Genomic DNA, 11,261 nt, shown 5'->3' with positions numbered 1-11,261 from the left:
TGGCCACACCGCATCCCACAGTGTTCCGCCGCTGGGGGCCCTTCCTCACGTCCATGCTCCCGCCGTGGATCGGGGCCATTGACGTGCAGACCGAGCCGGAGGAACCTAAAAGTTAGCCATACTGTTTGAGGCCCAGGGGACCACAGCGTGGCGAAGGAGGCATGATGATGGCCAGAACCAACTCACGGTACGGATGGATTCGAGACCTTCCGGATCAGCGCGACTTTCACTTCGCCGCTCCCAGCGCCATCCAGGCAAACCTGCCTCCCGCCGTCGACCTTGTTCCCCAATGCCCGCCGGTCTACGACCAGGGCCAGCTGGGGTCCTGCACGGGCAACGGTGTGGCCGGGTCGTGCAGTTCGACGCGTTGAAGGAAGGCCTGGCCGACACTTCCACGCCGTCGCGCCTGTTCATTTATTACAACGAACGCGTGATCGAGGGGACGGTTGAGTCCGACGCCGGAGCGCAAATCCGCGACGGCATCAAGACGGTGGCGGCCACAGGCGTCTGCGACGAAACGCTGTGGCCGTACGACATCGCCAAGTTCAACGTCAAGCCAAAGGCCGCAGCGTACACCGCGGCCAAGAAACAACGTGCCATCAGCTACTCGCTCGCCAGCCAGCGCTTCACCATCCGCAATTCGTGGGGCACCGGTTGGGGCCTTGCCCGGTACGCCACCATGCCGTACACCTACCTGCTCAGCCAGTCACTTGCCAGCGACTTGTGGACCATCAATTCCACCGCCTGAAGCACGACGGCGCAAGCCGGCCTTGCGCTGGAAGGCGGGTCGCGCCGTCGTGCTTCAGCCGACGTGGCGCGAGTCCCGGACTGAAGGCCCGGCCGGAGCGGGATTCGGCATTCCCGGCGAGCTGCGCACCCCGGCCCGCGGATCCTGGCTGCAAGCACGTCCGCATGGTGGTCGCCCATTGCAAAAGCCACGTAGACTTGCGCGGTGTTAAAGTCCCAGCCCGTCACCGTTTCCATTGCCAGGTCAGTCCAGCCCGGTTATCACCGCCAATTCGCCGCGTGGGCCCATGCCGGCCAGGAGCTCGCCCGCGAATGGCCGGGCTATCTGGGCTCGGGGTGGGTGCGGGTCAGCCCGGCGTCCGACGAATGGCACGTCATGTACCGCTTCTCCAATGTCGAGACCTTGCACGACTGGGACAATTCACACGAGCGCAAATGGTGGATCGACGGCGGCGGCGGCCTCATGGAAATCACCCGGGTCGAGCACCGCACAGGCATCGAAGGCTGGTTCGACCAGCCCGGCGACGTGTCCATCAGCGTCCCGGAAACCGTCGTCCCGCCACGCTGGAAGCAGGCAGTCGGCATTTTCCTGCCGTTCTTCCCGCTGAGCCTGCTGGCCAACATCTTCCTGCGCCCGATCACGGCGGACTGGCCGCTGGTCCTCGCCGTGCTGCTGAACGTCTGCATTCTGACGCCCATCATGACCTATTTGTTCCTCCCGCTCAGCACCCGGCTGCTGCGCCCCTGGCTGCAGGCACCGCGCAAACAGCGCACATCCCGCAAGCCCCGATAGCAGCCGGTCACGCCGGGCAGCCGGTCAGGCCCGTCAGCCGAGCAGTTCCGCCAGGCCGTGGATGAGCCAGGGGTTCCACCAGGCCCAGTCATGGCCGCCCGTGACCGATTGCAGCTGGATGTCTGCTCCCCGCGGGGCCAGGTCGTTCAGGAGTTTCACCGAAGTCTGATGGATGTCGGCCTCGTAAAGGCCTGCCTGCAGGCGCAACACCACCTCGTCGACCACCTTTCCCAGACGTTCGGCCAGGTCGTAGCGCCACAGCGACGGCGACTGGGCCAGTGCCACCCCCACCAGGTGCGGATGCCGGGCCACCTGCCACAGCGAGGCGAGACCGCCATAACTGGCGCCGGACACAAGGGTGCCGGCCGCATCCTGACGCACGGGCAGGTCCCTGCGCAGCAGTGGGAGCAGGTCCTCCGCCACGAAATCCACCGTCCCCGTTGGGCCGCTCAATTCCGCAGCCCGGGTCTGCCCGTCCAGGGAATCGACCATGGCCACATGCAGTGGCGGCACGACGCCGGACCTGATCGCCGCATCCAGGGTCGCCTTGAGATTGAGGTGCTTCGCCCACACCTGCCCGTCGTGCAGGATCAGCAGGGGAGTCCCGCGGCCAGCAGCGCCAGCTGTGCTGTCGTTGCCGACGTTGCCGGGCGAGCCGTGCGGCGGGGCATACACCCACACCGTGCGCAGGCGGCCCGTGCCGGAATCAACCACGGACAGTTCAGCAAGACCGTCCGACGGCGCAAGCCCGGCGCCGTGTGCCAACACCCCGCCCATGACGGGGCCGCCTGCGGACAAATCAACGGTGGCGTCGGCCAGCCACGGCACGGCCGGTGCCAGGGGCAGGCGCAGAACTGACTGCGCCCCTCCGTTCATCCCGGCTCCGACCACCGGGTTCAGCGGGTCGGGCCCGCCGGCGTCGGCAGCCATGCGGATGGCCCGGCGTTCGGTGGCAGCGCGCCACGGCGCAGGGCCGCTTCCCTCATGGGCCGTGATCCGGTAGCTGCACTCCCAGTCGGCGGGCATCAAATACGTCAGCGCCCAAAGGTCGGTCCCCGCCATACGCTCAAATTCGCTGGCAGCCACGTCGTGGTGGTTGACCAGGGCGTTGGCGGAGAGAATGACAGCGGTTGCGTTGGCGCTGCGATGCAGGAACGTCACGGCCCGATGGTGCGGGCTGCCGTCGGGGGCAGCCTCAATCCAGGGGGAGCGGCATGGCGAACCCGGCGTGAGCTGGGCCAGCAGAAAACCGCGCTCCCCGTGGCTGCCGGCGTGCCAGCGGCTGCTGAAATGGCCGGCAATGACGGGGATGTGCGGTGGGGGGCCGGCAGCCATCTCCTGGGGTGCCGGGAACACCTCCCGGCCCCGGGCGGTTTCCGGCGGTGCCCCGTCCGAGCTGTCCAGCGGCCGCAGCCCGCTCATGCCGTCGCCCGCAAAGGCGCCGCGGCAGCAGCGTGGGCCGGGAACCCGTCGTCGGGCTCCAGGGGAACGACGAGGGGGCCGCCGGTTGCTGGATCGGTGATGACAACAGACTCAATGCCGTACACCTCGCGCATGATCTCCGGGGTTGCGATCTCGCCGGGCGGGCCCTCGGCCACGATCCGCCCGTCCTTCATGGCGATGACGTGGTCGGCAAAGCGGAAAGCGAGGGCGAGGTCGTGCAGGACGGTGACCAGGGTGTAGTGCCCTGTGCGGTGCAGCCGCCGGCATAGGCGCAGGACCTCCAGCTGGTGGGCGATGTCAAGGAACGTGGTTGGCTCATCCAGGAGCAGCACTGGGGTGTCCTGGGCCAGTGCAAGGGCAAGCCAGACGCGTTGGCGCTGCCCGCCGGAGAGCTCGCTGACGGCCCTGTCTGACAGCTCCGTCACGCCCGTCGCCGCCATGGCCTCGTCGACTGTGGCAGTGTCGGCCTCGGACCACTGGCGCAGCAGCCCCTGGTGTGGAAAACGGCCGCGGGCCACAAGGTCAGCCACCGTGATGCCGTCCGGGGCCGTTGACTGCTGCGGCAGCAGGGCCAGGCGGCGCGCCACCTCACGGGTCCGGTAGCCGTGAATGTCGCGGCCGTCCAAATGAACCACACCCGCTGTTGGCTTGAGCAGCCGGGACAGCGCCCGGAGCAGCGTGGACTTGCCGCACGCGTTGGGGCCGATGATGGCCGTGAAGGAGCCGGGCGGCACCACGACGTCGAGCCCCTCGGAAATGCTGCGGCCATCGTAGCCAAGGTCCAGGCCGTGCCCGGAAAGCACATCGCTGCAGCCGGAACCTGTTGTGGTGGTTGCTGTCTTCACGTGGATTCTCCCATCAGAAATTCTTCTTCATCATGCATTAAATGCTCCTGCTCCGTGCGACCAGCCACAGCAGGTAGCAGCCGCCCACGAGCCCAGTCATCAACCCGATCGGGACATGGACCGACAGCGGCAGCCGCTGGGTGAACAGGTCGCAGGCCACCATCAGTGCAGCGCCCATGAGGGCGCCCGTGGCGAGCGGAACCTGCACCGATCGTGTCAGTCGCGCCGCAAGCTGGGGTGCGGCCAGGGCCACAAAGGCGATGGGCCCCACCGCGGCCGTTGCCACCGCCGTCAGCCCGACGGCGGATGTCATCGAAATGAGCCGGCTGGCCTCGACCCGCACGCCCAGGGCCCGCGCCACGTCGTCGCCCATTTCCAACAGGGCCAGGCTCCGGCCCTGGCCCAGCAGTATCGGCAGGAGCAGCAGGACTGCGATCATGACGGGGACTGCGTGGTCCCAGCTTCTGGCGGCGAGGGATCCGGAGAGCCACATTTGCGCCTGGGCGGCCAGGTCCTCGTTGCCTTTGACCAGCAGCAGCGTGTTCACCGCACCCAACAGGGCCCCGATGCCGATTCCCACGAGGATCAGGCGGTACCCGCCGCTGACGCCGCCGCGCACGGACAACAGATATACCGCTGCTGCGGTGGCCAGCCCGCCAATGATTGCGGCGAGTGCGGTCGCGGCGGGGCCGGCGTTGAACAGCATGATCTGGGCGACGGCGCCAGATGCGGCCCCGGTGGTGAAGCCGATGATGTCGGGGGAACCCAGGGCGTTGCGTGAAATGGACTGGAACGTGGCTCCGGCGGCGCCCAGGGCCAGCCCAACTCCGATGGCGGTCAGCGTGCGGGGGAGGCGGATGCGGTGCACCACCATGGCGGCCTTGGGGTCGTCGGAGAACCCGAAGGCGGCACCCAGCACCTCCGAAAAGGAGAATGCGATGGTGCCCGTCTGCAGGGCGACAACCCCAAGGATGGCGGTGGCGGTGGCGAGAAGCAAGCCCACCAGCACGGTCCGGGGCAGGCGCCGGGGAGCTTTCCGGAACGGCAGGGGGCGGTGGGACGTGGCATCCTGGGCAGTCGCCGTCGGGGCCGGGATCACAGCTGCACCAACTTCCGACGGCGGGCCAGGGCTATGAAGACCGGGGCTCCGATGACGGCACTCATGACCCCGGCGGCGATTTCACCGGGGGCGGCAATGACGCGGCCAAGGATGTCGGCGGCCAGCAGCAGCAGCGCACCCAGAATCATCGAAAAGGGAAGCAGGCGGTTGTGGTTGGGGCCGACCACCATGCGCCCGATGTGCGGGGCCGCCAGACCCAGGAACCCGATTGGTCCCGCTGCCGCCGTCGCCGCTCCGGCCAGGAGCAGGATGGCCCCGGCGCCCAGCAGCCACGTGGTGCGCATCTTGATGCCCAGGGCATTGCCCAAATCGTTGCCGAGGGAGAGCGAATCCAGGCTTCTGGCCGTGGACAGGCCCATGACCATGGCGATCAGGCACGCGCCCAGCACCCACGGCAGGACGTCGTAGCCACGGCCTTGAAGCGAGCCGCTGGCCCAGCTGACAAAGTTGCGCAGCCGCTGTGCATCCCCGGCAATGATGATGATCGTTGTTAGCGAGCCCAGCATGACGCTCAGCCCGGCGCCGGCCAAAACCAGGCGGACAGGGTTGTTGCCGGCGTCATGGGCGCGACCCAGGGCATACACCAGCAGTGCTGCGACGGCGGCTCCCGCAAAACCAAACCACATGTACTGCTGCGGGCCGACGACGCCGAAGAACGACAGCCCAACGGCAACCGCGGCAGCTGCTCCCGCGTTGATGCCAAGAATGCCGGGTTCGGCAAGCGGGTTGCGAGTCAGCGCCTGCATCAAGGCGCCGGCAAGTGCCAGCGCCGCACCAACGGCCAGGGCCAGGAACGTCCTGGGCAGCCGCAGTTCTACGACCAGCAGGTGGGTGCTCTGCGACGGGTCGAAGGCCGTGATGGCCTGCCATGTTTCGGCCAGAGGAATGGTGCGGCTCCCGATGCACAGGCTGGCCAGGCCCAGGAACAGCAGTAGGACGAGGCAGGCAGCCCAGCCCCTTTTGAGCCGGGAATGTTTACGTCTGGCTTGGAACATCCCTAGGCGCCGCGTTCGCGGTCGTGTGTCATGGCGGAGTCTCGTTTCGTCGTGCCCGGGCGGGTTGGAAGGGCGGGCCTCGGGGCCTGGGCTTTGGCAAGCCTAACCTAACACTATTGATTAGTTATTCATTCCAATGGATTGATTGGGCACACGCTCGGAGGCGCATTGTGTGAGATGTTTCACGTTGGGTGGTGAATTGGCGTCCCTGGAATCCTTCGGAACCGAGCGGAAGGGGGTCGTGGCGTCTCGTCTCCGAGGGCTCGCAGGCGGCGGAATCGCGGAGATTTTGGCGGCCTCGGAACGAGGTGGTCCATCGATCCTCCAGTCATTCCGAGTCCGATCCCACTAGCCGCATGCGCCTCCACTGTCAATGCTCCAAACGGACAATAAGATCAACGAAACATGACGTAAATAAGTTAGGTAAGGCTATGCTCGCTTCTGTTCGATTGTCTGGATACGCCGGGCACAAAAATCACAGCAGGGAGTCCACCATCGTTTCACCGCCGAAAATAGTGCTTGTGACAGGCGCCGCCGGAGGGATCGGCCGGGCCTGCGCACACCGGCTGCACCAGGACGGCAACGCCGGCGATGTCATGGTGTTGGCCGACAGTGATGCACGGGGACTGACCCAACTCGCGGGGGAGCTGCCCGGCCGCCACGTGGTCGCCGTGCCCACGGACGTCAGCGACCCGGACGCCGTGGACAGGCTGTTTGAGCTGATCGCGGCCCGGCCGGAGCCGCTCGGCGCACTCGTCCACGCCGCCGGAATGCTCACCACCGGATCCGCCCTCGACGCCGGCATCGATGATTGGCGGCGCACCCTGGCGGTCAATGCCGACGGCGTGTTTCTCGTTGTCACGGCTGCGGCGCGACTGATGCTGGCAGCGCCTGTGCACAATCGTTCAATGGTGCTGATCGGCTCCAATGCAGCGGGCGTGCCACGGTCAACCATGCCAATCTATGCAGCATCCAAGGCCGCAGCCGCGGCATTCGTGCGCTCGCTCGGACTCGAGCTGGCGCCCAGGGGCATCCGCTGCAACACGGTGTGCCCCGGCTCAACCAACACCGGAATGCAACAGAAATTTTGGGGAGCCGATGCTCTCGCCGGCCAGCAGTCGGTGCTGGCCGGGGACCTGTCGCAATTCCGGGTTGGCATACCCCTGGGCCGCATCGCGGAACCGGAAGACATTGCCGGCACTGCCGCCTTCCTGTTGTCCGAGCAGGCCAAGCACATCACCATGCAGGACATCTACGTCGACGGCGGCGCTACGCTGCGCGCCTGACCCCACACCATTTTCAAAGAAAGGCACTCCATGACTGCGCAAGCAGCAGAAACACCACGCCCGACAGCGGCCTGGCTGCGCGACCCCCTCGCGGAATACAGGCAGGGCGACTTCCTGATGTCCGGAACCTCGGGCAGCGTGCTGGGCAGGGGGAGCCGCACACTGCGTATGGACGCGGCCAACCACCGCGAAATCCTGGCCGGGCACTTCGCCGGGTCCCCGCAGCTCCCCGCCATTGCGGGGGTGCTGCCGTTCCAGCCCGGACACAGCGGTGAATTCCTCATCATGGATTCCACCCTGCGCGGTCCCCGCATGGCACGGCCCGCCATCCGGCGGCAGCCGGCCGGTGCCGGAACCCCGCTTGCCCCACTGGCTGCCGACAACCACTACACGGATGCCGTTGCCGCGGCCTTGAAAAAGTTCGCCCCCGCCGGCCTGCAGAAGGTGGTGCTTGCCCGCTCACGCAGTGCCGCCCTGCAGGAGCCTCTGGACATCACCGAACTCCTCGCCCGGCTGATCCGGCAAAACCCGGCGGCCTGCGTTTTTGCGGCGCCCCTGCCCGGAGAGCGGACCTTGGTCGGCGCCAGCCCGGAACTGTTGATCCGGCGCAGCGGCACCCTTGCCCTGAGCAATCCGCTGGCCGGCTCCGTTCCGCGCTGTGCCGACCCGGTGGTCGATGCGGCCAATGCGCAGTCCCTGCTGCACTCGGCCAAGGACCTGTACGAACACGCCATCGTCGTTGACATGGTGGCCGGGGTGATGGGCGGACTGTGCTCAGGGCTCGTGGTTCCGGCCGGACCTGAACTGGTGCGCACCGACTCCATGTGGCACCTGTCCACCAAGGTCCACGGACGGTTGCGGGACCCCGAAACAACGTCGCTTGATCTGGCTTTTGCCCTGCACCCCACACCGGCCGTGTGCGGGTGGCCCACCCAAATGGCGTGCGAGCTGATCGCGGAACTGGAAGAAACCAGCCGGGGATTCTACGCCGGGGCAGTTGGCTGGACGGATGCGGCAGGCGACGGCGAATGGGCCGTGAGCATCCGCTGCGCAGAGGTCTCCAACGACGACGTGCGCGTCCACGCCGGCGCCGGCATTGTCCCCGGCAGCGACCCGGAGCTGGAGCTGGCGGAGACCGAAGCCAAGTTTCGGACCATTCTTGCCGGACTGGGGGTGAACCAGGGATGAAGGCTGACGGAACCGTGCCCTGGCCGCAGGAAGTGGCGGCCACCTACCGCGAGCGCGGCTATTGGACCGGCGGGCGCCTTGACGCCATCGCCGCAGCCCATGCGCGGCAGACTCCCAACAAGGTGGCGCTGGTGGATGCCGCGGAGCGTGTCAGCTATGCGGAGCTAGAACAGCGGGTCGCCCACCTGGCATCGGGGTTCGCCGCCCATGGCATCCGCCCCGGGGACAGGGTCCTGCTGCAGCTCCCCAACCGGGTGTCCTTCATCGTCACGTCCCTGGCCCTAATGCGGGCCGGCGCGGTTCCGGTCTACCTGCTTCCCGCCCACCGGCTCAGCGAGCTCTCAGCCATAGCCGCGCAGGCCGCACCTGTCGCCTACATCGGGCCCGCCGTCCATGGGGGCTTTGACTACAGGGGCCTGGCTGCCACGGTGTCCCAGGGGATTCCCGGTGGGCTGAAGGTCTTCATCGACGGCACTCCCCGTGGTGCGCAGGTGGAGCTGGACGCGGTGGTGCGGCTCGGTGCCGCCATGCCGTGCCCTGCGGCGCCGGTGGACGGCTCCGAGCTGGCGTTCCTGCAGCTGTCAGGGGGGACTACGGGCACGCCCAAGCTGATACCCCGCAGCCATCAGGACTATCTGTATTCCGTGCGGCAAAGCGTTGGGGTGTGCGGTTTCGACGGGCAGACCGTCCTGCTGCTGGTGCTGCCCGCCGCCCACAATTTCCCCATGAGCTCCCCGGGATTCCTTGGCGCCCTGCTCGCCGGCGGCCGGGTGGTCCTTGCCGCCCACGGTGCGCCCGAGCTCGCCTTCGACCTCATTGAACGCGAGGGCGTCACCACTGTGCCCCTGGTCCCGCCCCTTGCGCTGGCCTGGACCCGCGCGGCGCGGCAGCGCCACCCCGGGCTCGACAGCCTCAAAACCATCCAGGTCGGCGGTGCCAAGTTCCTGCCCGGTGCCGCCGTTGAGCTCCAGCAGGTCATGGGGGTGCGCCTGCAGCAGGTCTTTGGCATGGCCGAGGGGCTGGTCTGCTACACCACGGACGACGACGACCCCGTCACCGTCGCAACAACCCAGGGCCGGCCCATGAGTGCGGCCGACGAAGTGCTGATTGTGGACGACACCGGACAGCCGGTGCCGCCGGGGGAGGCGGGCCACCTGCTGACCCGCGGTCCCTACACGATCCGCGGCTACTACAAATCGCCGGAGCACAATGCCTCGGCGTTCACCCCCGAGGGGCATTACCGCACTGGGGACATCGTCCGCCAGCTGCCCGGCGGACACCTGGTGGTGGAAGGGCGCAGCAAGGACCAGATCAACAGGGGCGGGGAAAAAATCTCCGCCGAAGAAGTTGAAGACCACCTGCTGGCCCACCCCCACGTCCACGACGCGGCGCTGGTCGCCGTGCCCGACAAATTCCTGGGCGAGATCTCGTGTGCCGTGATTGTGCCTGACGGTCCGCCGCCCAGCCGGTCCGAGATCCACAGCTTCATCCGCAGCCGCGGACTGGCAGCCCACAAGCTCCCCGACAGGGTCCACATTGTCACCGACTTCCCGCTCACGGGAGTCGGCAAGAACAGCCGCGCCGAGCTTCGGCGGGCCTTGGCAGCGCAGCTCAACCCGCCAGCGTGACCGAATGGCAGCCTGACCTCCGGCCCCCATACTCTTCATCCGCCCACCACAAAGGAGCAACCATGCACAACGACCTTCCCACGAGAATCTCCTATCCGCTGCCGGCCACGGCAGACCTCCCGCAGCGCAGCGTGCCCTGGACGCCCGACCCCGCAAGGTCGGCGCTGCTGGTCCACGACATGCAGCAGCACTTTCTCCGCCCCTACACCAGCGGGCAGGAACCGGCAGAGTCCCTGCTCGGAAACATCGGCAGGCTCCTGGCACTGGCCCGGGAACTCTCCATCCCGGTCTACTACACGGCGCAGCCTGCCCATCAGCAGCCTGCGGACCGTGCCCTGCTGAACGATTTCTGGGGAGCCGGCATCGGTTCCAACGAAGCGGGCGCCCGCATCGTGGACGAACTCCAGCCCCACCCCCACGACACGGTCCTGACCAAATGGCGCTACTCCGCCTTCCAGCGCACCAATCTGGCCGAAACCCTCCACGCCTCGGGCCGCGACCAGCTCATCATCACCGGCGTCTACGCCCACATCGGCTGCCAGGTCTCGGCAGCCGACGCCTTCATGCACGACATCCAGCCCTTCATGGTCGCCGACGCCGTCGGGGACTTCACGGCGGCCCACCATGCCCAGGCCCTTGCCTGGGTGGCCGGTCGATGCGGGGTGGTCACCGACACCGGGTCACTCACCACTGCCTGGGCGGGTGGACACGACCCCGCCAGTACCGTCAGCACGGCCGGCGCTGACGACTCCGCCGGCACCGTCGGTGACCACATCCGGGGCAGGGTCGCGGAGCTCCTGTTCATGGATGCGGCAGAGATCGGCGTGCACGACGATCTGCTGGAGCTGGGCCTGGACTCCATCCGGGTCATGGACCTGGCGGAAACCCTGCGCGCGGACGGACTGGAGGCGTCCTTTGAAACGCTGGCCGCGTCATCAACCGTCCACGAGTGGGCAGCGGCCCTGCAACTGCAGGGGGCCGGGGCATGAGCGCGGCAGGCAACCCCTTCGACAACGACGAGGGTGTCTTCCTGGTCCTGTGCAACGCAGAACAGCAGCACAGCCTGTGGCCGGAGTTCATCCCCGTCCCCCTCGGCTGGCGCACCATCCACGGCCCCGATTCCAAAACCGCCTGCGACGACTACATCGAACGGCACTGGACTGACCTGAGGCCGTTGAGTCTGCGCGAACAGATCCGCGCAGCAGCCTCCCGCTAA

The 11,261-nt window shown here is 67.5% G+C and carries 12 protein-coding genes; 8 read left to right on the top strand and 4 right to left on the bottom strand.

What is annotated here, in order from left to right; translation table 11 throughout:
• Window positions 1–161: 161 nt before the first annotated feature.
• The 3 genes from ACT3TS_RS13775 to ACT3TS_RS13765 all read left to right on the top strand — a co-directional run bounded on the left by ACT3TS_RS13775 (window position 162) and on the right by ACT3TS_RS13765 (window position 1,540).
• Window positions 162–371 (top strand): hypothetical protein, encoded by a 210-nt coding sequence (locus tag ACT3TS_RS13775; RefSeq protein WP_444532080.1) that lies wholly within the window; start codon window positions 162–164, stop codon window positions 369–371.
• Window positions 353–748, top strand: coding sequence for a hypothetical protein (locus tag ACT3TS_RS13770; protein WP_444532079.1), 396 nt, complete (start codon window positions 353–355; stop codon window positions 746–748). Before ACT3TS_RS13775 ends, ACT3TS_RS13770 begins: the two co-directional genes overlap by 19 nt.
• A 204-nt stretch (window positions 749–952) precedes the next feature.
• Entirely contained in the window at window positions 953–1,540 is a 588-nt protein-coding gene (locus tag ACT3TS_RS13765) for an antibiotic biosynthesis monooxygenase (protein WP_444532078.1), read from the top strand.
• Window positions 1,541–1,573: 33 nt separating this feature from the next.
• Here ACT3TS_RS13765 and ACT3TS_RS13760 read toward each other — a convergent pair whose 3' ends face one another.
• From ACT3TS_RS13760 to ACT3TS_RS13745, 4 genes are read right to left on the bottom strand one after another with little or no spacing between them, the layout of a single operon-like run.
• Window positions 1,574–2,962: an enterochelin esterase domain-containing protein gene (locus ACT3TS_RS13760; RefSeq protein ID WP_444532077.1), complete on the bottom strand. Its 1,389-nt coding sequence runs from the start codon at window positions 2,960–2,962 to the stop codon at window positions 1,574–1,576.
• On the bottom strand, window positions 2,959–3,828 hold the full coding sequence (locus ACT3TS_RS13755; RefSeq protein WP_444532076.1) for an ABC transporter ATP-binding protein: 870 nt from the start codon (window positions 3,826–3,828) through the stop codon (window positions 2,959–2,961). The genes ACT3TS_RS13760 and ACT3TS_RS13755 overlap by 4 nt, the downstream gene beginning before the upstream one ends.
• A 37-nt stretch (window positions 3,829–3,865) precedes the next feature.
• Window positions 3,866–4,927, bottom strand: a complete 1,062-nt coding sequence (locus ACT3TS_RS13750) for a FecCD family ABC transporter permease (protein ID WP_444532075.1) — start codon at window positions 4,925–4,927, stop codon at window positions 3,866–3,868.
• Entirely contained in the window at window positions 4,924–5,943 is a 1,020-nt protein-coding gene (locus ACT3TS_RS13745) for a FecCD family ABC transporter permease (RefSeq protein WP_444532074.1), read from the bottom strand. Before ACT3TS_RS13745 ends, ACT3TS_RS13750 begins: the two co-directional genes overlap by 4 nt.
• A gap of 431 nt (window positions 5,944–6,374) precedes the next feature.
• On the opposite strand from ACT3TS_RS13745, the gene ACT3TS_RS13740 reads away from it, so the two are divergent.
• The 5 genes from ACT3TS_RS13740 (at window position 6,375) to ACT3TS_RS13720 (ending at window position 11,261) form a co-directional block, all read left to right on the top strand.
• Window positions 6,375–7,229 carry an SDR family oxidoreductase gene (locus ACT3TS_RS13740; protein WP_444532073.1) on the top strand — a complete coding sequence of 285 codons (855 nt, stop codon included), beginning with the start codon at window positions 6,375–6,377 and terminating at the stop codon, window positions 7,227–7,229.
• Window positions 7,230–7,259: 30 nt separating this feature from the next.
• Window positions 7,260–8,417: an isochorismate synthase gene (locus ACT3TS_RS13735; protein WP_444532072.1), complete on the top strand. Its 1,158-nt coding sequence runs from the start codon at window positions 7,260–7,262 to the stop codon at window positions 8,415–8,417.
• Window positions 8,414–10,045 (top strand): (2,3-dihydroxybenzoyl)adenylate synthase, encoded by a 1,632-nt coding sequence (locus tag ACT3TS_RS13730; RefSeq protein WP_444532071.1) that lies wholly within the window; start codon window positions 8,414–8,416, stop codon window positions 10,043–10,045. The genes ACT3TS_RS13735 and ACT3TS_RS13730 overlap by 4 nt, the downstream gene beginning before the upstream one ends.
• Before the next feature lie 62 nt (window positions 10,046–10,107).
• Window positions 10,108–11,034, top strand: a complete 927-nt coding sequence (locus tag ACT3TS_RS13725) for an isochorismatase family protein (RefSeq protein ID WP_444532070.1) — start codon at window positions 10,108–10,110, stop codon at window positions 11,032–11,034.
• Entirely contained in the window at window positions 11,031–11,261 is a 231-nt protein-coding gene (locus tag ACT3TS_RS13720; RefSeq protein ID WP_444532069.1) for an MbtH family protein, read from the top strand. The genes ACT3TS_RS13725 and ACT3TS_RS13720 overlap by 4 nt, the downstream gene beginning before the upstream one ends.

The sequence above is a fragment of the Specibacter sp. AOP5-B1-6 genome (genome assembly GCF_052376555.1).
Lineage (GTDB): Bacteria > Actinomycetota > Actinomycetes > Actinomycetales > Micrococcaceae > Specibacter.
This window is presented reverse-complemented; position numbering and strand designations above follow the sequence as displayed.